Origin of the sequence: Peribacillus sp. NPDC096447 (genome assembly GCF_044762725.1) — a bacterium.
Lineage (GTDB): Bacteria > Bacillota > Bacilli > Bacillales > DSM-1321 > Peribacillus.
This window is the reverse complement of sequence record NZ_JBIWEV010000001.1, coordinates 575,993-598,630: the sequence shown is the minus strand read 5'-3', so window position 1 is coordinate 598,630 and position 22,638 is coordinate 575,993. Positions and strand designations below refer to the sequence as shown.

The 22,638-nt window shown below is 44.5% G+C and carries 19 protein-coding genes, 1 other RNA gene and 1 other annotated feature; of the genes, 19 read left to right on the top strand and 1 reads right to left on the bottom strand.

Annotation, left to right across the window (positions count from 1 at the left end; translation table 11 throughout):
- The first annotated feature begins 14 nt into the window (after nt 1–14).
- Nucleotides 15–2,213, top strand: coding sequence for a RelA/SpoT family protein (locus tag ACIQZD_RS03005; RefSeq protein WP_350299591.1), 2,199 nt, complete (start codon nt 15–17; stop codon nt 2,211–2,213).
- Nucleotides 2,214–2,228: 15 nt separating this feature from the next.
- Nucleotides 2,229–2,672: a D-aminoacyl-tRNA deacylase gene (gene dtd / locus ACIQZD_RS03000; protein ID WP_241593340.1), complete on the top strand. Its 444-nt coding sequence runs from the start codon at nt 2,229–2,231 to the stop codon at nt 2,670–2,672.
- A gap of 64 nt (nt 2,673–2,736) precedes the next feature.
- Here the strand turns inward: dtd and ACIQZD_RS02995 are convergent, their stop codons facing one another.
- A complete protein-coding gene (locus tag ACIQZD_RS02995) occupies nt 2,737–4,506 on the bottom strand; it encodes an N-acetylmuramoyl-L-alanine amidase family protein (RefSeq protein ID WP_402898014.1) in 1,770 nt (589 codons plus the stop codon).
- 129 nt (nt 4,507–4,635) lie between these two features.
- On the opposite strand from ACIQZD_RS02995, the gene ACIQZD_RS02990 reads away from it, so the two are divergent.
- The 17 genes from ACIQZD_RS02990 to ACIQZD_RS02910 all read left to right on the top strand — a co-directional run bounded on the left by ACIQZD_RS02990 (nt 4,636) and on the right by ACIQZD_RS02910 (nt 22,449).
- Nucleotides 4,636–4,809, top strand: coding sequence for a hypothetical protein (locus ACIQZD_RS02990; RefSeq protein ID WP_402898011.1), 174 nt, complete (start codon nt 4,636–4,638; stop codon nt 4,807–4,809).
- 78 nt (nt 4,810–4,887) lie between these two features.
- Nucleotides 4,888–5,124: a binding site (T-box leader), on the top strand.
- A 99-nt stretch (nt 5,125–5,223) separates the two neighbouring features.
- Nucleotides 5,224–6,495, top strand: coding sequence for a histidine--tRNA ligase (gene hisS / locus ACIQZD_RS02985; RefSeq protein ID WP_402898008.1), 1,272 nt, complete (start codon nt 5,224–5,226; stop codon nt 6,493–6,495).
- Nucleotides 6,496–6,507: 12 nt separating this feature from the next.
- Nucleotides 6,508–8,277, top strand: coding sequence for an aspartate--tRNA ligase (gene aspS, locus ACIQZD_RS02980; protein ID WP_402898004.1), 1,770 nt, complete (start codon nt 6,508–6,510; stop codon nt 8,275–8,277).
- 86 nt (nt 8,278–8,363) lie between these two features.
- Nucleotides 8,364–8,549, top strand: a non-coding RNA gene (ssrS, locus tag ACIQZD_RS02975) — 6S RNA.
- Between the two features lie 558 nt (nt 8,550–9,107).
- Entirely contained in the window at nt 9,108–10,079 is a 972-nt protein-coding gene (locus ACIQZD_RS02970; protein ID WP_402898001.1) for an NERD domain-containing protein, read from the top strand.
- 258 nt (nt 10,080–10,337) lie between these two features.
- Nucleotides 10,338–11,444 (top strand): M20 family metallopeptidase, encoded by a 1,107-nt coding sequence (locus tag ACIQZD_RS02965; RefSeq protein WP_402897998.1) that lies wholly within the window; start codon nt 10,338–10,340, stop codon nt 11,442–11,444.
- 111 nt (nt 11,445–11,555) lie between these two features.
- Nucleotides 11,556–12,317 (top strand): tRNA threonylcarbamoyladenosine dehydratase, encoded by a 762-nt coding sequence (locus ACIQZD_RS02960; RefSeq protein WP_241593321.1) that lies wholly within the window; start codon nt 11,556–11,558, stop codon nt 12,315–12,317.
- Nucleotides 12,318–12,506: 189 nt separating this feature from the next.
- Complete coding sequence (locus tag ACIQZD_RS02955; RefSeq protein WP_137020398.1) at nt 12,507–13,697, top strand: ABC transporter substrate-binding protein; 1,191 nt, start codon at nt 12,507–12,509, stop codon at nt 13,695–13,697.
- A gap of 76 nt (nt 13,698–13,773) precedes the next feature.
- Nucleotides 13,774–14,652 (top strand): branched-chain amino acid ABC transporter permease, encoded by an 879-nt coding sequence (locus ACIQZD_RS02950; RefSeq protein WP_101222754.1) that lies wholly within the window; start codon nt 13,774–13,776, stop codon nt 14,650–14,652.
- 13 nt (nt 14,653–14,665) lie between these two features.
- On the top strand, nt 14,666–15,637 hold the full coding sequence (locus ACIQZD_RS02945) for a branched-chain amino acid ABC transporter permease (RefSeq protein ID WP_402897993.1): 972 nt from the start codon (nt 14,666–14,668) through the stop codon (nt 15,635–15,637).
- Nucleotides 15,612–16,391 (top strand): ABC transporter ATP-binding protein, encoded by a 780-nt coding sequence (locus tag ACIQZD_RS02940; RefSeq protein WP_137020396.1) that lies wholly within the window; start codon nt 15,612–15,614, stop codon nt 16,389–16,391. Before ACIQZD_RS02945 ends, ACIQZD_RS02940 begins: the two co-directional genes overlap by 26 nt.
- Nucleotides 16,391–17,098 carry an ABC transporter ATP-binding protein gene (locus ACIQZD_RS02935; protein ID WP_137020395.1) on the top strand — a complete coding sequence of 236 codons (708 nt, stop codon included), beginning with the start codon at nt 16,391–16,393 and terminating at the stop codon, nt 17,096–17,098. Before ACIQZD_RS02940 ends, ACIQZD_RS02935 begins: the two co-directional genes overlap by 1 nt.
- A gap of 690 nt (nt 17,099–17,788) precedes the next feature.
- Nucleotides 17,789–18,967: an ABC transporter substrate-binding protein gene (locus ACIQZD_RS02930; RefSeq protein WP_402897989.1), complete on the top strand. Its 1,179-nt coding sequence runs from the start codon at nt 17,789–17,791 to the stop codon at nt 18,965–18,967.
- Nucleotides 18,968–19,130: 163 nt separating this feature from the next.
- A complete protein-coding gene (locus ACIQZD_RS02925) occupies nt 19,131–20,009 on the top strand; it encodes a branched-chain amino acid ABC transporter permease (RefSeq protein ID WP_402897986.1) in 879 nt (292 codons plus the stop codon).
- 13 nt (nt 20,010–20,022) lie between these two features.
- The gene (locus ACIQZD_RS02920) at nt 20,023–20,988 is read left to right on the top strand and encodes a branched-chain amino acid ABC transporter permease (RefSeq protein ID WP_402897983.1); all 966 of its coding nucleotides are present in this window, start codon (nt 20,023–20,025) and stop codon (nt 20,986–20,988) included.
- Nucleotides 20,960–21,742, top strand: coding sequence for an ABC transporter ATP-binding protein (locus ACIQZD_RS02915; RefSeq protein WP_034308746.1), 783 nt, complete (start codon nt 20,960–20,962; stop codon nt 21,740–21,742). Before ACIQZD_RS02920 ends, ACIQZD_RS02915 begins: the two co-directional genes overlap by 29 nt.
- Nucleotides 21,742–22,449, top strand: coding sequence for an ABC transporter ATP-binding protein (locus ACIQZD_RS02910; protein WP_353872283.1), 708 nt, complete (start codon nt 21,742–21,744; stop codon nt 22,447–22,449). The genes ACIQZD_RS02915 and ACIQZD_RS02910 overlap by 1 nt, the downstream gene beginning before the upstream one ends.
- The last annotated feature ends 189 nt before the right edge of the window (nt 22,450–22,638 follow it).

Here is a 22,638-nt window from a genome sequence, read left to right as displayed (position 1 = left end):
GTTAAGGTGATTAAATGGCTAATGATCAAATATTGACTGCCGAGCAGGTTGTAGAACGGGCCAGCTTATATCTTCAGCCGGAAGAAGCTGAATTTATTCATAGAGCGTTTAAATATGCAGAGTATGCTCACCGAGAACAATTCCGTAAATCGGGAGAGCCGTATATTATTCATCCGATTCAAGTGGCGGGCATTCTGGCTGAACTTGAAATGGACCCTGCAACCATCGCGGCAGGTTTTTTACATGATGTTGTTGAAGACACGGAGATCACTCTGAAGGATATTGAAGAAAATTTCAGTCCTGAAGTCGCCATGCTTGTGGATGGCGTCACAAAGTTAGGGAAAATCAAGTATAAATCACAGCAGGAGCAACAGGCGGAAAACCATCGGAAAATGTTCGTTGCTATGGCCCAGGATATACGGGTCATCTTGATTAAGCTTGCGGACAGACTTCATAATATGCGGACATTGAAGCATCTGCCGCAGGAAAAGCAGAGAAGGATATCGAACGAGACGTTGGAAATTTTCGCACCGCTTGCTCATCGTCTTGGTATCAGTACAATTAAATGGGAACTTGAAGATACTGCACTAAGGTATTTGAATCCTCAGCAGTATTATCGAATCGTCAACCTGATGAAGAAAAAGCGTGCAGAACGTGAAAAGTATCTGGAAGAAGTCATTGATGAAGTGCGTAAAAACGTTGAGGAAGTCAATATTAAGGCTGACCTTTCCGGCAGACCGAAACATATATACAGCATTTATCGTAAAATGGCTTTGCAGAATAAGCAGTTCAGCGAAATTTATGATTTGCTTGCCGTTCGGATCGTCGTCAATAGCATAAAGGATTGCTATGCCGTTTTAGGGATCATCCATACATGCTGGAAGCCGATGCCTGGCCGATTCAAAGATTATATTGCGATGCCGAAGCCGAATATGTATCAATCGCTCCATACAACGGTGATCGGACCGAAAGGCGACCCGCTGGAAGTGCAGATCCGTACTTCCGATATGCATCGTATTGCCGAGTTCGGGGTTGCCGCGCACTGGGCTTATAAAGAAGGAAAAGATGTCGGTGAACAGCCTTCACTGGAAGAAAAATTGACATGGTTCCGGGAAATTCTTGAATTCCAGGATGATGCGACTAATGCAGAGGAATTCATGGAATCCCTTAAAATAGATCTTTTTTCTGATATGGTATTCATTTTCACACCAAAAGGCGATGTCATCGAACTGCCATCAGGATCCAACCCGATTGATTTCGCTTACCGGATTCACTCGGAAATCGGAAATAAAACGATTGGTGCCAAAGTGAATGGGAAAATGGTGCCGCTGGATTATAAACTGAAAACTGGCGACATCATAGAAATCTTAACTTCTAAGCATTCGTATGGTCCAAGTCAGGATTGGCTTAAACTAACGCAAACATCTCAGGCAAAAAACAAGATCCGCCAATTTTTCAAGAAGCAGCGCCGGGAAGAAAATATCGAAAAAGGCAAAGAGCTTGTTGAAAAGGAAATCAAGGATATGGAGTTCGACCTGAAGGAGATCCTGACTGCCGAGAATATCAGGCGTGTTGCAGATAAATTCAACTTCCTGAATGAAGAAGATATGTATGCAGCAGTCGGATATAACGGAATCACTGCCCTTCAGGTAGCTAACCGCCTTACCGAAAAATGGCGTAAGCAGAAAATGGTCGAGCAAGAAGCGGATATTTCTGAAGCGGTAGCCGATCTGAAAACCTTCTCCAATACAGCTAAAAAACGTGACTCAGGTGTACAGGTACCGGGTATTGATAACCTGCTTATCCGTTTATCGCGCTGTTGCAACCCAGTGCCAGGGGACGAAATCGTTGGTTATATAACCAAAGGCCGTGGAGTTTCAGTTCACAGACAGGACTGCCCGAACCTGGATAGCGGAGATGCCGACCATCGCCTTGTACCGGTTGAATGGGAAAGTACGATTAATGAACGCAAGGAATACATCGTTGAAATTGAAATCAGCGGCTATGACCGTCGCGGCTTATTAAACGAAGTGCTGCAAGCCGTCAATGAAACCAAGACCAACATTTCGGCGGTCTCGGGTAAATCCGACAGGAATAAGGTGGCGACCATTCACATGTCGATCTATATCCATAACATTGCCCATTTACAAAAGGTCGTCGACCGTATCAAACAAATTTCAGATGTTTATTCCGTTAGAAGGATAATGAACTAAGGAGTTTTTATTGCCATGCGTGTTGTTTTACAACGTTCCAAAGCGGCAAAAGTCGTTGTCGCAGACCAAATCATCGGACAAATCGACAGCGGGCTCGTCCTGTTGGTTGGTGTCACCCATGGGGATACCATCGATGATGCCGCCTATTTGGCCGATAAGATTGTAAATCTCAGAATATTTGAAGATGAAAATGAAAAGATGAACCATTCACTCTTGGATGTGGGAGGTTCGATTTTATCAGTTTCACAATTCACCTTATACGGCGATAGCCGCAAAGGCCGTCGACCGAACTTCATGGACGCCGCCCGTCCTGAAGAGGCGAATGAAATATATGAAGCATTTAACGAAGAACTCCGCAAGAAAGGCGTCCATACGGAAACCGGTCAATTTGGTGCCATGATGGATGTTCAGCTTACTAATGACGGTCCCGTTACACTAATACTTGAAAGCAAAAAATAACCTGCTGCGGCAGGTTTTTTTTATAGAAAAGCCAGCTTCGATGCGAAGCTGGCTTTTCTAATTCTTATTTAAAATACCGCGCCAATCCATTATAGATGGCAGACGTGATTTTTTCTTGATACTCATTCGATGTTAACGTCAATTCTTCCACTGGATTGCTTAAATAACCTAGTTCAATAAGTGTAGCTACCCGTTTATTTTCGCGGGTAACATGAAAATTCCCGTAACGTGATCCACGATTGGGCACCTGCATGGTTGAACCGAGTGAATTGGCCAGAGTAGCCGCCAATGCACGCTGGTAGTCATGATAGTAGTATGTGGTTATCCCGCTGGTGATCTGGTCCTTGGTGCTATCATAATGAAGGCTTATGAAAGCATCCGCGTTATGTATATGAGAAGTGCTGACCCGGGAAGGGAGTGGAACATAGGTATTTCCGCTTCTGGTCAGGATCACTTTAGCTCCTGCCGCCTGAAGTTTGTCCCGCAGCAGCTCTGCCGTACGAATCGTCAGGTTTTTCTCAAGTGTTCCACCGACGCCTATTGTACCGCTATCCCTGCCGCCATGGCCGGGATCGATCACAATGGTTTTATCCTTTAAGTACTTTTCAACGCCAGGTCGTTGGATCTGCTCGGAATCCCCTTCGATCGTCACGATCCATCCGGCCACATAAGCCGTTTTTCCGCTATTCAGTTTAATGGAATACCAGTCGCCTTCCATACCTGATGCGGAGAACGTTTCACCTGCATTGGCCTGCTCGACAATCTTCGAGTTGCCATCAGGCTCGCTTCTAAGGATCGTACCATCATGAATGATGGTAATCTTGTTTCCTTTTACATCAACCTTTTTTTCCTTCACCGTTTGCTCAACATTTTCTTTTTCCAAATACCAACTCACGACCCAGCCTTTTTTCGAACCGGAGAGCTTGATCTGTGTCATATTTCCCTTTGTTTGCAGCACGGCGTACGTCTCATCCTTGTTCACCGAACCGATGACCTTGCTTGAGAGAGAGGCTTCTTTCCTGACATTTAAGCCCGTCGCGGTCACCCTTGCAGTGGCGCCTGCCGGATCATTTTTCATGTCTTCTTTACCTTCGCTTACCTGTATGTAGGGTTCAGCTACCCAACCGCGGACTCCTTGGAAATCAATTTCAGCCCATTCATTTTCAACCCGGTAAACGGTCAATGCCGTATTTTTATTCAGCTTTCCGAGCGAGGCACTGCTTTTCGACGGTTCAGAACGGACATTGAGCCGGTCCACCAAAGTTACTCCGGTTTTTACGGATTGATTCGTTTCTTTTTTCTTAGTTGAATCTTTCTTCGCTGCATTTCCTGATGCGGCGGGGAGATTAAGGTAGTCAGAAGAGACCCACCCTTCGATATCCGCCGTTTTGATCTTTATCCAATTTTCATTTTTTTCAATGATGTCAACAGCTGTACCTTTACTCAAGGATCCAACCGTTTGAAATGTAGTGCCTGGACCTGTACGGACGCGGACCGAGCTGCCTGATATCACACCTTGTCCGGATTCCTTTTTGACCTGATCGGTATCAGACCCCGTTTGTCTCTCCACTAGCCAATCGGCAACCCAACCCGTTTTGCCGGCGCCAATCCGGATTTCGATCCAGTCGCCATCTTCATTCAGGATGGGATACGATTCCCCTTTTGCCAGTTTTTTTATGATAGGGAAACTGAGACCTGCACCTTCACGGACATTGACCACTTGGGTCGTCACGATATTTTCCCCTTCATCTTTTCCAAAAGCGTGACTGACGGGGAAAATCGCTGAGAATATCAGCATAAGTGTCAGGCCGAATAAACCCGATTTCTTCTTCATAAGTTGTCTCTCCCTTTTAATGTCTATATGTATGTATTCTCGTTCAATGAAAATTTCCCTCTTTCCCTGTGCAAAAAACATTTTTTTTAGGAAAGAATAGAGCTTATATAACTCTAGGAGGGAAACCATATGAAATTCAGCGAAAAAGATCAAACGAGCTTAAGCGGAGGCAATCAAGTATTGGGTGTCGATTTTAACGATTTCATCCAAAAGGAACAAAGCGCAAACCTTGTTGAATTGGCATCTGAATTCGGAGTCAATGTCCGGACAATCAAAAATCTGAAAAAACGTTTGAACCAATAAAATGCGACAAAATCCTCAGTCTGCCTTGACATTTGATGTTAACGTCCGTATGATTATAAAATATCAGACTTATTACTGCAATAACCAATGATGGAGAAGAGTAATTAAGAAACACATGAAAAGAGAGGAAATGCCGAGGCTGAAAGCATTCCACATGATGACTTAATGAAAGAACCCTCCGTAGGCTTCACTCCGAACGGATTTACTTAATAGGAGATGAACGTAAAACAGGCGTTAACTGTTTTTGAGCGGGGGCACTTTTTTTGTGCTTCAACTAGGGTGGCACCACGGGATATCCAAACTCTCGTCCCTTGTAACATATAAGTTACAAGGGGCGGGAGTTTTTTGTTTGGAAAAAATCAGTATAGCGCGCCGTATCAGAAAGGGCGCCTTGCTTTAAAGGAGGAAACACAAATGTCTATTCAGATTCCTAGAGGTACCCAGGATTTATTGCCTGGCCAAACGGAAATTTGGCAGTATATCGAGAACACGGCGCGTGAGATTTGTCACCGTTATCAATATAAAGAAATCCGCACTCCAATTTTTGAGCACACGGAATTATTTTTACGTGGTGTAGGGGATACAACCGATATCGTTCAAAAAGAGATGTATTCATTTCAAGATCGCGGTGAAAGGAACTTAACCCTTCGTCCGGAAGGCACCGCGTCTGTTGTACGGTCATATATCGAGAACAAAATGTTCGGGTGGGCCAATCAACCGGTCAAGCTTTATTATATCGGGCCGATGTTCCGTTACGAACGTCCGCAAGCAGGCCGATTCCGCCAGTTCGTTCAATTCGGCATCGAAGCTTTAGGAAGTAAGGATCCAGGAATCGATGCAGAGGTTCTGTCACTTGCGATGAACCTGTACAAGGAACTTGGTTTGAAAAAGCTGAAACTTGTGATCAACAGCCTTGGTGATAAGGAAAGCCGGACAGCGCATCGCAATGCGTTAATCAAACATTTCGAACCCCGCATCGGCGAGTTTTGCGGCGATTGTCAAAACCGTCTGGAAAAGAATCCTTTGCGTATCCTGGACTGCAAAAAGGATCACGGTCACGAATTGATGAACACGGCTCCATCCATCATTGAATATTTAAATGATGAATCCCGTATTTATTTTGAAAAGGTGAAACAGCATTTAACCGATTTGGAAATCGATTTCGTCGAAGATCCGACTCTAGTGCGCGGCTTGGATTACTATAATCATACCGCCTTTGAAATCATGAGTGATGCTGAAGGATTTGGCGCCATCACTACCCTTTGCGGAGGCGGCCGTTATAACGGGTTGTCTGAAGAACTTGGCGGACCGGAAACGCCCGGAATCGGCTTTGCACTTAGCATTGAACGCCTGATTGCAGCCCTCCAAGCAGAAAACATCGAGCTTCCGATCAAAAAGGGAATAGACTGCTATCTTGTCTCATTAGGAGAAACAGCCAAGGATTATAACGTCAAACTTGCCCATCAATTGCGGAATGCCGGTTTTACCGTCGAAAAAGACTATCAAGACCGTAAAGTGAAAGCACAATTCAAATCAGCCGACCGCCTCGAAGCAAGATATGTGGCGACACTCGGGGATGATGAATTGGAAAATAATAAAATCAATGTGAAGTTCATGGAAACCGGTGAACAAGTCCAGATGGATCTTGCTACATTCGTTGAACAATTCAAAAAGCTACAGGCTTAAGGGGGAAATACCATGTTTGGCAGAACATACTTCAATGGTGAAGTGACAGAAGCAGCTATTGGTGAAAAAGTAACATTAAAAGGATGGGTACAAAAACGCCGGGATTTGGGCGGTGTCATCTTTATCGACCTACGTGACAGAAGCGGAGTCGTCCAAGTCGTTTTCAATCCGGACATTTCGGCAGACGCGCTGGCTACAGCCGAAAAAATCCGTAATGAATACGTCCTTGATATCCAAGGGACAGTCATCAAACGTGATGAAGCCAACTTCAACCCTAACGTAACAACAGGAACCGTCGAAGTTCAAGCCGAAAACGTTACAATTTTAAACGAAGCAAAGACCCCTCCATTCATCATAGATGAAAGAACGGATGTATCAGAAGACATCCGCTTGAAATATCGTTATTTGGACCTCCGTCGTCCAGCGATGTTCGAAACGTTGAAAATGCGTAACCAAACAACAAAAGCGATCCGTGATTACTTGGACGGTGAAGGCTTCCTTGATATCGAAACACCTATCTTAACAAAAAGTACACCTGAAGGAGCACGTGACTATTTAGTGCCTAGCCGTGTGCACGAAGGGGAGTTCTATGCACTTCCGCAGTCACCGCAAATCTTCAAGCAGCTATTGATGGTATCAGGTTTCGAACGTTATTATCAAATTGCCCGCTGTTTCCGTGATGAAGACTTACGTGCTGACAGACAGCCTGAATTCACGCAAATCGATATCGAAACAAGCTTCATGAGCCAAGAAGATATCATCAAGACCGCAGAAAACATGATGGCTAAAGTGATGAAAGACGTAAAAGGACTGGACGTAACACTGCCATTCCCTAGAATGACCTACAATGAAGCGATGAGCCGTTACGGATCCGACAAACCGGATACACGCTTCGGAATGGAACTTAAAGATGTTTCCGAAATCGTCAAAGACAGTGATTTCAAAGTGTTCACCGGCGCTGTTGCAAGCGGCGGACAAGTAAAGGCGATCGTCGTCAAGGACGGAAATGCGGATTATTCCCGTAAAGACATTGATGGATTGGCTGAATTTGCAGCGATTTACGGCGCAAAAGGCCTTGCATGGCTGAAAGTTGAAGAAGACGGCGTAAAAGGGCCAATCGCCAAATTCTTCGCAGAAGATCAAGAACAATTAGTATCTGCATTGGAAGCTGAAGTGGGCGATTTAATCTTATTCGTCGCGGATAAGAAAGGCATAGTCGCTGATGCACTTGGAGCACTACGCATCAAGCTTGGGAAAGAAAGAGGCTTGATCGATCAAAGCAAATTCAACTTCCTATGGGTGACGGACTGGCCATTATTTGAATATGACGAAGAAGAAGGACGCTACTATGCAGCACACCATCCATTCACAATGCCATTCCGTGAAGACATGGACAAACTGGAATCAGACCCAGCAAGCGTCCGTGCCCAAGCATATGACCTTGTACTGAACGGCTACGAACTTGGCGGTGGATCACTGCGGATATTCGAACGTGACGTTCAGGAAAAAATGTTCAAAGTACTTGGATTCTCCGAAGAAGAAGCAAACGCACAATTCGGCTTCCTAATGGATGCATTCGAATACGGAACGCCTCCACACGGCGGAATCGCCCTTGGACTGGATCGGATGGTCATGCTGCTCGCAGGCCGCACGAACCTGCGCGACACCATCGCGTTCCCGAAAACAGCAAGCGCAAGCGACCTGCTCGTTGACGCACCGAGTACTGTAAGTGACAAGCAACTGGCCGAACTTAACCTAAGACTTGCAGCACTTAAAAAATAATTAATTTGGGAAAAATATGAAAAAATACCTAGGTGTTTTTCCTTGAAACAGAGTTAAGCATTATGATATGATATTTCCAATAAGTAAGAGTCCTGATGTGTTCGTTCTTTAACCTATAAGTTTTGACCGAACACTTATAGTTACCGGGAGCACTAGTTTCCTGGCCGCGTAAAAGCCTCCCTCGAAGAGGACTTACAAACGCGAGGAACCGAGCACCCACCTGCGGAGAGCGGGTTCAAAACAAAGGCGTAAACGGCACAATTGGGACTCTTACACCTTACAAAGCAACTCATGTTACATAACATGGGTTTTTTTGTGCGTAAAAATAGTGAAATTACGAGAGAATGCGTGATTTTACAAGTAAATGGTGCGAATTCACGAGTAAATAGCGCAAATTCACGAGTAAATGGCGCGAACTCACGAGTAAAACGTAAATTCACGAGCAAAGAGCGGAAACTCACGAGTAAAAGGCGCAAACTCACGAGTAAATGGTGAGAACTCACGAGTAAAGAGCGGAAACTCACGAGTGAAAGGCGCAAACTCACGAGTAAAACGTAAATTGACGAGTAAATGGTGAGAACTCACGAGTAAAGAGCGGAAACTCACGAGTAAAACGTAAATTGACGAGTAAATAGTGTGAATTCACGAGTAAAAGGCGAGAATTCACGAGTAAATACGCGAACCCACGAGTAAATGACGAAAATTCCGACTGAGCTACAAATCTCAAGAATTAAACCGAGCAAACTCACGGTAAAACACCTGATTTCAGTATTTTAGCAGGAAAAATGGGCATTAACAAAGAAGCTAAAGGAGAAGGAGTTGATATATATATGCTAAAACCGTGTGAAAGGCCTATGAAAATGCTCAAACTGGAGGCATTAAGCAGGAGGCTATCAGCAAATCATCCAAAACAGGAAAGAATAAGGAACGATTTCCGGAAAATCCGTACAGGATTTAACGGGGAGCGGAGTATCGGAAAAGAACTGAAAAATCTTCCGAAAGAATATCGAGTATTTCATGATTTGAGGTTAGGTTACGATGGGAGCCGTTATTTTCAAATGGATTTCCTAATAATCACCCGGAATTACGGCATCATCATCGAAGTAAAAAACTTTGCGGGAACGCTCTATTTTGACCGCACCTATCCCCAATTGATTCGGACAAAAGATGGACAGGAACAAGCTTATCTAGATCCGCTGATCCAGGTTGACGTGCAAAAATCCCGATTTAATGATTGGCTTACTTTTCACAAATTCCCCTCGCTACCGATTGAAACGCTCATTGCCAATGCAAACTCGAATACCATCATCCGGACTACCCCAGGTTTTACCCCCATTTTCAAAAAAATCACGGGAAAAGAAACCCTGATCTCCAAAATTCATAGCCTCGATGAAAAGTATTCTTCTAAGCAATTAACCCAAAGGCAGAGCAATAGACTTTCGAATACGATTCTGCAAAAAAACACTCCGCATAATCCTGATATCCTCGATTTGTATCAAATCGATGAGCAAGATCTGCTCAAAAGCGTTCAATGTCCAGAATGCTCTGCTCTCCATATGCAATATCACTGGGGCAAGTGGTCTTGCAGTCACTGTTCTTACGCCTCCAAAGATGCCCACATTAAAACTCTTCGTGATTTTGCTCTCCTCATAAAACCCAATATTACGAATAAACAAGCACGGCTCTTTTTACAAATAGATTCAATTGATATCATGCAGCGGATGCTGTCTGCACTGGAATTGCCGTCTTCGGGGCAATATAAAAATAGAGCTTATAGACTTGATGGATTAATTCACGAGTAAATGGCGCAAACTTACGAGTAAACGAGCCAAATTCACGAGTAATGGCGCAAACTCACGAGTAAACGGCGCAATTTCACGAGTAAACACCCCGTTCTAACGAATAAAACCCAAAAACCCTCGAATAAACTTCAAATCTTCCCATTTAAGTAACATTCGGCAATATAGATTCGTAAATTATAGTAAGGTTGAGCAATATTCAGCCAAGGATAGAAAGTAGTGAGGGCTTTGAAAGATTTATTGTATGCAAAGAGGAAGGAAATGCTTCAATTAGTGGAGCGGCTAGTGAATATAGATAGTGGTTCTCATACGAAAAAGGGTATTGATGAAATTGGTTCGATTTTAAAAACGAAATTTGAAAGTCTGGATTTTATTGTGGATACCGTTGAGCAACAGAATTATGGCAATCAGCTGGTCATCCAGCATCGTGAGGCGAATCAACCGCATATTTTGATCGTTGCCCATATGGATACGGTGTTTCCGGAGGGGACAGCGCAAAAACGTCCTTTTAAGGTGAAAGGAAATCGGGCATACGGTCCTGGTGTGGCGGATATGAAGTCTAGTTTGGTTGAGCTGTTTTATGCGATCCATTGCTTGAAACAGACAGGGCAGACAGGCTATAAGCATATCCAAATCATTCTTAATAGTGATGAAGAGATCGGGTCACCGTCGTCCGCTCCACTCATATCGGAAAAAGCGGCCAATAAGAAGTTCGCGTTAATTCTTGAACCGGCAAGGACGGACGGTTCGCTTGTCACGGCAAGAAGGGGCTGCGGTCAGTTTAAAGTCGATATTATGGGAGTGGCCGCCCATTCGGGGATCGAACCGGAAAAGGGACGAAGTGCAATTGAAGAATTGGCCCATAAGATCATCGCCTTACACCGATTGAATGATCAAAAGAAAGGAATCAGCGTTAATGTCGGCAAAATTGAAGGAGGCTCCGCTGTCAATATGATCGCTTCCCATGCGGCTGCCTTCGTCGATGTGCGGATTTCGGAAAAAAAGCAGGAAGGCACCGTTCTCAAGCAGCTGAAAAAAATCTGTGCCGAAACCTATATTCCCGGAACGAAAACGACATTAAGCGGGAAAATGGACCGGTCTCCCATGGAAAAGAATGAGAAATCGAACTTGCTTTTAGAGACGATCCGTCAGGCTGGGAAGGAAATCGGCATCGAAATCACGGATACGGCCACGGGTGGAGGTTCGGATGCTTCCATCACTTCTGAATTGGGAATCGCGACAGTGGATGGACTCGGGCCCATTGGAGGAAATGCACATAGTGAAGAGGAGTATTTGGAAATTCCGAGCCTGACGGAAAGGACTCTCCTTTTGGCTGCCGTCCTTCAAAAATTATCAAAAATGACCTAGTGCACCAATTCCGATTAGACTGCTCATATTACGCTTGTCATAAATGATGTTTATGATATATTGTTAATTGGGAAGCTAAATAAGAACAGAATTTATTGGAGTTGAATATATATGCTGCATCAGTTTTCACGAAATGAATTGGCAATTGGCAAGGAAGGAATCGATATTCTGAAAAACACGACGGTTGCTGTCCTGGGTGTAGGAGGCGTTGGTTCATTTTCAGCCGAGGCATTGGCACGTACGGGGGTAGGCCGTATTATTCTTGTGGATAAAGACGATGTCGACATCACAAATGTAAACAGGCAGATCCATGCTCTATTATCAACAGTCGGTCAGCCGAAAGCGGAATTGATGAAAAATCGCATTCAAGACATCAATCCCGACTGTGAAGTGATCGCTCTTAAAATGTTCTATACAGAAGAAACGTTTGAGGAATTCTTCAGTTATGGCCTGGACTATGTCATTGATGCATCGGATACGGTCATTTATAAGATGCATGTGATGAAGGAATGCCTGAAACGGAATATCAAGGTGATTTCAAGCATGGGTGCCGCTAATAAGATGGACCCGACGCGTTTTCAAATTGCCGATATCTCCAAAACGCATACCGATCCGCTTGCAAAGGTCATTCGTACTAGATTGCGTAAAGAGGGCATAACAAAGGGAATCCCGGTTGTCTTCTCCGATGAGAGCCCTATTGTCATTCGTGAGGATGTCCGAAAAGAAGTCGGCAATGATGAGGCAAAAATCCGTAAGGCGCAAATGCCGCCATCTTCGAATGCTTTCGTACCATCCGTAGCGGGCTTAATTGCAGCAAGCTGGGTGATCAATGATATATTAAAAAACATTGAAGTTCGCCGTGTAAACGATTGAAAATAAGTTAACTGACTCTATAAAGGGTCAGTTTTTTTGTGTCGAATAGTAGATATTCCCTTTTAATAACTTTTTTATCCATATCATATAGACGGGGTCGAAAGAATGAGATAAACTTGTTTTCAGAATATTATTTTTATTCAGATATTCTATTTGTTTAAAAGATCATACAAAACAAGGGGGTTTCAAATGAAGAAGAAAAAGCTAGCAGGAGTGTTTCTATCACTTTCATTGGTTGCAGGGGCGCTGGCAGGTTGTAGTGGCGGCGACTCGAAAACTAGCAGTTCAGGCGGGGGTTCATCAAACTCGGGTGACACAATCAAAATTGGGGCCAACCTTGAATTGTCCGGAGGTACGGCATCATTCGGCCAATCGGCTGCCGATGGTTTGCAACTGGCCATCGATGAGATTAATAAAGAGGGCATCGACGGAAAAAAACTGGAAATCGTTAAGGTTGATAATAAATCAGATGCAGCAGAAGCTACAAGCGGTTCGATCAAGCTGGTCAGCCAGGACAAGGTTGTGGCTGTTGTCGGATCTGCGACAAGCACTAATACATTGGCACAGGTTCAGGTCGCACAAGATAATCAAGTTCCTCTACTCACACCAACTGCAACAAATCCCGACATCACCAACAAAGCTGGAAAATTAAATGATTATGTGTTCAGGACTTGCTTTATCGATCCTTTCCAAGGGACGGTGGCAGCCAATTTCGCAACTGACGAAATAGGGGCGAAGACGGCTGCGATCTATGTGGATAGCGCAAGTGATTATTCCAAAGGATTGGCCGCAGCTTTTAAAGAAGCGTTCACTGCCAAGGGCGGTAAAATCGTGGCTGAAGAAGCTTATGTAACTAAAGATACTGATTTCCGCTCTACATTGACACGTATCAAATCCGCAAAACCGGAGTTCGTTTTCCTTCCTGGTTATTATGAGGAAGTCGGATTGATCTTAAAACAGGCGCGTGAAGACGGCATAGACCTTCCATTCATGGGCGGAGACGGCTGGGATTCCCCGAAGGTCGTTGAAATTGCCGGAGCTGAGGCTTTGAAAAATACTTATATCACGAATCACTATTCTCCGGAAGATGAAGATGCAAAAATCCAGGATTTCGTTGCAGCCTTCAAAAAGGAATACAATAAAACACCGGATGCCTTTGCCGCACTTGGCTATGACACTGGCTACTACCTGGCTGATGCCATCAAGAGATCTGGTGATGCTTCTCCCGAAAAAATCAGACAAGCGTTGGAAGATGTCAAAGATCTTCAATTAGTTTCCGGAACGCTGAACCTCGATGAAAACCATGATCCGATCAAATCGGCGACCATCTTGGAATATGTGGATGGCAAACAAACATTCAAAACAAAAATCAATCCATAAAACCTTACGTGGATAGGGGGCAAGTCCCCCCTATTCTATATTCACTTAAAAAACACCTTAACGGGGAGAGTGCAATATGGAACTGATTCAGCAATTGGTAAATGGCATTTCACTCGGAAGCATTTATGCTTTGATCGCGCTTGGTTATACGATGGTATATGGAATCGTCAAGCTCATAAACTTCGCCCATGGAGACGTATTCATGGTCGGTTCATTTGTAGGGTTTTACGCCATTACCGTAATGGACTTATCCTTCATCCCAGCTTTATTGATTTCGATGGTCTCATGTGCCATCTTTGGCGTTTTAATTGAACGCATTGCTTATAAACCCCTTCGTAATGCAACACGGATTGCGGCCTTGATAACGGCCATCGGTGTTTCCCTTCTGATAGAAAACGGGCTGATTTACATCCGGGGCGCCCAGCCGGAAGCCTATCCAAATAATGTCCTTCCGATGGATAAACTCGATATATTGGGAGTTTCCATCAGCAGTCAATCGATATTGATCTTATCTGTTTCCATCATATTAATGATCATCCTACAATTCGTTGTCCATAAAACCAAAATCGGCAAAGCGATGCGTGCCGTTTCATTCGATTCCGAAGCGGCTAAGCTGATGGGAATCAATGTGAATAATACGATTTCAGCTACGTTCGCCATAGGTTCGGCCCTTGCAGGGGCGGCTGGTGTCATTTTTGGAATCTACTATATTAAAATCGAGCCGTTGATGGGTGTCCTTCCTGGCCTTAAAGCATTTGTTGCAGCAGTCTTGGGCGGCATCGGCATCATTCCGGGCGCGATGGTCGGCGGTCTACTGCTTGGAGTGATCGAGGCTTTGGTCAGTGCTGCCGGTTATTCATTATGGCGCGATGGTGTGGCTTTCGTCGTACTTATCTTGATTTTGATTTTCTTGCCGCAGGGTCTGTTCGGTAAAAATAAAAGAGAAAAAGTATAGGGGAGACATGGCGATGACTACTTTAAAGAATTCAAAGGGTTTTTGGCTCTCGATCGTGCTCGCACTTATTTTTTTCGGAATCATGCAGTTCACCATTTCAAACGGTATGCTTAACCCATTTTATATCAACACGCTCATGTTCATCGGCATCAATATCATGCTGGCGACGAGCCTGCATTTAATCATTGGAATCACCGGACAGTTCTCGATTGGTCATGCAGGCTTTTTAGCGGTAGGGGCCTATGCTTCGGCAGTCATGACAATGAAGCTGGAACTTCCTTTCATCATAGCTGTATTGGCCGGGGGCGTAATAGCAGCTGTTGCGGGCATGGTGATCGGGGTGCCGAGCTTGCGTCTGAAGGGGGATTACCTGGCGATAGCTACGCTTGGATTTGGGGAAATTGTCCGGATCGTCCTTTTGAATATTGATTATGTAGGCGGGGCAAGCGGGATGCAGGTATCTCACCTGACTACTTGGCCATGGGTTTTTGCCTGTGTGATGATCACCGTCTTAGTCATCAGGAATTTCACCAATTCGACTCACGGACGGGCATGCATATCCGTAAGGGAAGATGAAACGGCCGCTGATGCGATGGGAATCAATACGACCTATTATAAAGTGGCGGCTTTCGTCATCGGAGCTTTTTTTGCCGGAATCGCCGGATCGCTTTATGCCCATAATTTCTATATTATCCAGCCATCGAATTTCGGTTTCCTGAAATCCTTCGATATACTGATTTTCGTCGTACTTGGCGGTCTTGGAAGTCTTTCAGGTTCGGTTTTGGCCGCAATTTTACTGACGATCGTGACGACATTCCTTCAGGATTATCCGGAAACGAGGATGATCATCTACAGCCTTGTCCTGATCCTGATGATGATTTTTCGCCCGCAGGGTTTAATGGGAACAAGAGAAATCACGGCATTGTTCACACATAAAAAAACGAAAGGGGGCCCAAAGGATGGAAGCCACAATACCGTTGCTTAAAGTAGATTCGGTGGGTATCCGTTTTGGCGGGTTGAAAGCTGTGTCAGATGTGAACGTGGAATTATTTCCAGGGGAACTTGTAGGCCTGATCGGGCCGAATGGTGCTGGGAAAACGACCTTCTTCAATTTATTGACGGGTGTGTATGTCCCAACAGAAGGAACGATTGCCTTGAACGGGGAAAATCTAAATAAGCAGCCGCCTTATAAAATTACCCGAAAAGGGATCTCGAGGACCTTTCAAAACATTCGCCTCTTCAGTGAGTTATCCGTGATCGATAACGTGAAGGTTGCTTACCACTCGCTTGCCAAGCATGGAATTCCAAGCTCCATATTCCGGCTGCCGGGACATTTTTCCGGGGAAAAGGAAATGGATGAAAAGGCGCTGGAATTCTTGAGGATTTTCAAACTTGACCATTTTAAGGATGAAAAAGCGAAGAATCTTCCATACGGACAGCAAAGGCGGCTGGAAATCGCGCGTGCTCTTGCCGCCAATCCGAAACTTCTTTTACTGGACGAACCCGCAGCCGGGATGAACCCGCACGAAACGAAAGAATTAATGAACCTCATTGCTTTTATCCGGAAGGAATTCAACCTTACCGTGTTGCTCATCGAGCATGATATGTCACTTGTCATGGGGGTATGCGAACGGATTTATGTACTTGATCATGGACAGCTTATCGCTCACGGAAAGCCGGAACAAATCCGCAACGATCCAAAAGTTATCGAGGCATATCTAGGGGAGGAGGTTTCCTGATGCTGAAAATAGAGGACATCAATGTTTATTATGGCAATATCCAAGCGTTAAAAGGGGTTTCCATGGAGATTAACGAGGGCGAGATCGTGACTTTGATCGGGGCGAACGGAGCGGGAAAAAGCACGTTGCTCAAAACGATATCCGGTTTGTTAAAACCAAAGCAAGGAAAGGTTCTGTTCGAAGGAGAGCCGATTGGAGGAAAAGCTGCACAGTCCATCGTGAAAATGGGCATATCCCATGTACCTGAAGGGCGACGTGTCTTTGCCAACATGACCGTTGCCGAAAACCTGGAGCTTGGGGCTTATTTGCGGAAAGACAAAGATGGCATCAATAATGATATGGAAAAGGTGTATGAGCTATTTCCGAGGCTGCTGGAGAGAATCAAACAGCAGGCCGGCACGCTTTCAGGCGGTGAACAGCAGATGCTTGCAATGGGCCGGGCCTTAATGGCCAAACCACGGTTATTACTGCTCGATGAACCTTCGATGGGCCTTGCACCGCTTTTGGTGAAGCAAATATTCAACATCATCCAGGAAATCAGTGAGACCGGAACAACGATCCTTTTGGTCGAGCAAAACGCCAACCTTGCATTATCGATTGCAGATCGGGCTTATGTAGTTGAAACGGGCCGAATCGTCCTGTCGGGCAATGCCGAGGAACTCACTTCAAGTGAAGAAATAAAAATGGCCTATTTAGGAGGCCATTGAACCGCAGTTTGGCTGTTTGAGTTTGTATACAAAAGGAGTTGTATCTAAATTTCAGAGCAAAGTTGATTGGAGCGAGTGCCTGCAGTGGAAATCAACGGTCGAATTATACAAAAATAAATTATTATCGAGTTTGTCTACAGTCATGAACCGCCGTTTGGCGGTTTTTTTAATTGATGATCGAGATATGCATAATATACAAGGAGATAAAACCAGGTGATATTCATGCATGATTTTATACATTCAGTATAGTATTATTCAATTTTGATATAGGAATTAAGACTAAAAAACAACGAAAAAACTGGGTTTAATTCCCTATCAATATACTTCTATTTTGGTAAAAATGTAATTAAAAGGATGAAAAAAATAAGGAAATGAATAAAATTTTTTGAGCGGTAAATAAGGAATTTACAATATTAATATAATTAAATTATCAGTTTTTTCTGATTATACCGCTTATTTTCGCAATATTTAAAATATATAAAGATAAAAATGATATAGCACTTCCTGTGAAAAATATCCTATTTAGCGAAATCTTCTCACAATTATTGTATAGACGGAATGAAAATTATGCGGTAAACTATTTTTCGAAATATTAATTTAATTTGAAACATTTCATCTAATCAATTTTTTCTGAGGCATTTTGAATAAATATTCATGCATCAGAGCTTGATTACAAAAGGGGGATTATTTATGAAAAAGAAAAAGTTAGCAGGTGCATTCCTTTCTTTGACACTTGCTGCAGGAGTGCTGGCTGGTTGTTCCGGCTCTGGTTCATCAGAAAAATCAGGCGGAGATGGAGATACGATCAAGATCGGTGTCAACCTTGAATTATCAGGCGGTGTTGCTTCATATGGACAATCGATTGCAGAAGGCCTGGAGCTTGCGACTGCAGAAATAAATAAAGAAGGCATTGACGGTAAAAAAATCAAACTTATAAAAGTCGATAATAAATCAGAAGCGTCTGAAGCGACAAGCGGAGCGATCAAGCTGACATCACAAGATCAGGTTGCAGCGATCGTCGGTGCAGCGACAAGCACGAACTCGATTGCACAAGTACAGATTGCCCAAGATAATAAAGTGCCGGTCATCTCACCATCTGGTACAAGCCCTGAAATCACTTTCAGCAAGGATAAATTGAACGATTACATTTTCAGGACAAGCTTCATCGATCCGTTCCAAGGGACGGTAGCTGCAAATTTCGCCACTAAAGAAATAAAAGCGAAAAGTGCAGCCATCTATATTGACAGCGCAAGTGATTATTCAAAAGGGTTAGCCGCAGCCTTTAAAGAACAATTCGAAAAAAATGGCGGAAAGATCGTTGCTGAGGAAGCTTACATTGCGAAGGATACTGATTTCCGTTCCACATTGACTCGTTTGAAATCGGCAAAACCTGATTTCATTTTCCTTCCTGGTTACTATGAGGAAGCTGGTTTGATCGTGAAGCAGGCACGCGAAACTGGACTTGACGTACCATTCATGGGCGGCGACGGCTGGGATTCTCCTAAGCTAGTTGAAATTGCCGGTGCAAAGGCTCTAAATAACACGTTCATCACAAACCATTATTCTTCAGGTGACCCTGATGAGAAAATTCAGAATTTTGTGTCAGCATTTAAAGCGAAGTACAAAGATAAATCCCCGGATGCATTTAACGCTCTAGGATATGACACAGGATACTTCCTTGCAGACGCGATTAAACGTGCTGGTTCAGCGGATTCACAAAAAATCAAAGAAGCGCTGGAAAAAACGGCGGACCTTGAGCTTGTAACGGGTACATTCACATTGGATGAAAAACATAATCCGATTAAATCTGCTACCATCCTTGAATTTAAAGAGGGAAAACAAGTATTCAACACAAAAATCAATCCTTAATTTCGGAGAACAACTCCAATCCTTTCGCCGGCCCTTCGTCAATAAGAAGGTGCTGGCGAATTCTCATTTTCAAAGCATACCAGGTCGCTGTACTTCCCCATTACGGAATGAAAAGAGTCTGGACTAATCACTCATAAAATTAGATTTTCAAGGAGAGTCGAACATGGAATTGATACAACAGTTAATAAACGGGGTTTCACTAGGAAGTATTTATGCCCTTATCGCTCTCGGATATACGATGGTTTACGGGATTGTTAAATTGATAAACTTCGCACATGGCGATGTATTCATGGTCGGCTCATTCGTTGGGTTTTACTCGATAACGGTTCTGGATCTGTCATTCATTCCCGCCCTATTAATCTCGATGACGGTCTGTGCGCTGTTTGGGGTTTTGATCGAGCGTATCGCGTATAAGCCATTGCGTAACGCAACACGGATTGCGGCACTTATCACTGCCATCGGTGTTTCCCTATTGATCGAATACGGATTCATTTACGTCCGCGGTGCACAGCCGGAAGCTTATCCGAATGATGTATTGCCGACAGAAAAGTTCAATATTTTAGGAGTTTCCATCAATAGTCAATCGGTTTTGATTTTTGGAGTTGCCGTAGTGCTAATGATCATCCTTCAAATCATCGTTCATAAATCAAAAATAGGAAAAGCGATGCGTGCCGTTTCCTTTGACGCGGATGCAGCCAAACTGATGGGAATAAATGTCGATAACACGATTTCTGCCACCTTTGCAATCGGTTCCGCATTGGCTGGGGCAGCGGGCGTCATTTTCGGTATTTACTATATCAAGATCGAGCCGCTCATGGGTGTGCTTCCGGGATTGAAGGCATTCGTTGCCGCCGTTCTTGGAGGGATCGGGATTATACCGGGCGCGATGGTCGGTGGCCTATTGCTAGGTGTCATCGAAGCTTTGGTCAGTGCCGCCGGTTACTCATTATGGCGTGATGCTGTAGCCTTCGTCGTACTGATTCTTATCTTGATTTTCATGCCACAAGGCTTATTCGGTAAAAACAAAAAAGAAAAAGTATAGGGGAGACAAAGCAATGACTACAATTAAGCGAGCAAAAGGTTTTTGGCTCTCGATTTCACTATCATTGATCTTTTTCGCCGCAGTTCAAGTGTTAATCGGCGGCGGATCGCTAAATCCTTTTTATCAAAATACGCTCATGTTCATCGGGATCAATATCATTCTGGCAGCGAGCCTGCACTTGATCATCGGGATAACCGGGCAGTTCTCCATCGGACATGCCGGATTCCTTGCAGTCGGTGCCTATGCTTCAGCCGTTATGACGATGAAGCTGGAAATGCCATTTTATGCGGCATTGATAGTCGGCGGTTTGGCGTCAGCGCTGGCAGGCTTGATCATCGGAATTCCAAGCTTACGCTTAAAAGGTGACTACCTGGCGATTGCGACCCTCGGTTTTGGTGAAATCGTCCGGATCATGCTTTTGAATATCGATTATGTCGGCGGGGCGAGCGGAATGCAGGTTTCCCATTTGACCACTTGGCCGTGGGTATTCGCTTCCGTCATCGTTACGATCATCGTCATCCGAAACTTTACTAGCTCGACCCACGGCAGGGCCTGCATATCGATCCGCGAGGACGAAACGGCTGCCGATTCGATGGGAATCAACACGACGTATTATAAAGTTGTCGCGTTTGCGATCGGTGCTTTTTTTGCCGGTATTGCCGGAGGGCTTTACGCTCATAACTTCTATATCATCCAGCCATCGAACTTCGGATTCTTGAAATCATTTGATATTTTGATCCTAGTCGTACTTGGCGGTCTTGGAAGTCTTTCCGGTGCCGTATTGGCCGCGATATTACTGACTGTCGTCACGACTTTCCTGCAGGATTATCCGGAAACACGCATGATCATCTACAGCCTTGTCCTTATCGTGATGATGCTCTATCGTCCACAAGGTTTAATGGGGACAAAAGAAATAACATCCATGTTCAAACGTAAAGGAGGAGGCAGCCATGAAAAAAATAAAAACACCGCTGCTTAAAGTCGATTCAGTCGGCATCCAGTTCGGTGGGCTTAAAGCCGTTTCTGATGTTAACGTCGAGTTATATCCAGGAGAACTGATTGGCTTGATCGGGCCGAACGGCGCTGGAAAAACGACTTTCTTTAACTTGCTGACAGGAGTTTACGTCCCGACGGAGGGCACGATTTCTTTGGAAGGTGAGAACTTAAGAAAACTGCCTCCATATAAAATCACGCAAAAAGGTATCAGCCGGACATTCCAGAACATTCGCTTATTCAGTGAACTATCCGTGATCGATAATGTAAAAGTGGCCTATCATTCGCTTTCGAAGCATGGCATCTTAAGTTCGATCTTCCGCATGCCGATCCATTTTAAAGGCGAAAAGGAAATGGATGAAAAAGCGATTGAGTTCCTGAAGATTTTCAACCTTGATCAATATAAGGATGAAAAGGCGAAGAACCTGCCATATGGTAAACAAAGACGTTTGGAAATCGCCCGTGCACTTGCAGCCAACCCGAAATTGCTTTTGCTGGATGAACCGGCTGCGGGGATGAATCCTCAGGAAACGCACGAACTCATGAACCTGATTGCCCTCATCCGTGAGAAATTTGATTTGACCGTATTATTGATAGAACATGATATGCCGCTCGTCATGGGTGTTTGCGAACGCATATATGTACTCGATCACGGACAACTGATCGCTCAAGGAAAGCCAGAGGAAATCCGTAACAATCCAAAAGTCATCGAGGCCTATCTGGGCGAGGAGGTTTCATAATGTTAAAAATCGAGGACATCAACGTCTATTACGGAAACATTCAAGCCTTGAAAGGAGTCTCGCTTTCTATTAACGAAGGCGAAATCGTAACCCTTATCGGGGCGAACGGAGCCGGGAAAAGCACGATGCTGAAAAGCATTTCCGGCCTATTAAAACCAAAACAAGGGAAGATCATCTACGAAGGGCAATCCATCGGCGGAAAGGCAGCACAATCGATCGTGAAAATGGGCATCTCCCATGTCCCTGAAGGCAGGCGGGTCTTTGCTAACATGTCGGTTGAAGAAAACCTTCAGCTTGGTGCTTATCTACGCAAAGATAAGGCAGGCATTAAGCAGGATATGGAGAAAGTCTATGAATTATTCCCGCGTTTGCTAGAGCGCCTGAAACAGCAATCCGGAACCCTTTCCGGCGGGGAACAGCAAATGCTCGCAATGGGCAGGGCACTTATGGCCAAACCCCGGCTTCTGTTATTGGACGAGCCTTCCATGGGACTTGCGCCATTATTGGTGAAGCAAATCTTTCATATCATTGAAGAAATCAACAAAACAGGTACAACGATTCTGCTGGTCGAACAAAATGCCAACTTAGCACTATCCATCGCGGACAGAGCCTATGTTGTCGAAACCGGCCGAATTGTTCTATCAGGCAAATCAGAGGAACTGACCGCAAGCGAAGAAATCAAGAATGCCTATCTAGGCGGACATTAAACCGCTTTATAGCGGTTTCAGACTGTAGGGAAACTCGATGAAAATCGGGTTTGCCTACAGTTTTTTATTGAAAAAGGTACCAGTTGATTTCAGAAATCCGCTCCCTTTCCGCCGACTGCCTGCCAAGCCTCCTCGCCTAGCGGCTGCGGTGTCTCGGCTAGCCAGTAATTCGGCAGGAGTGTCGCAAAT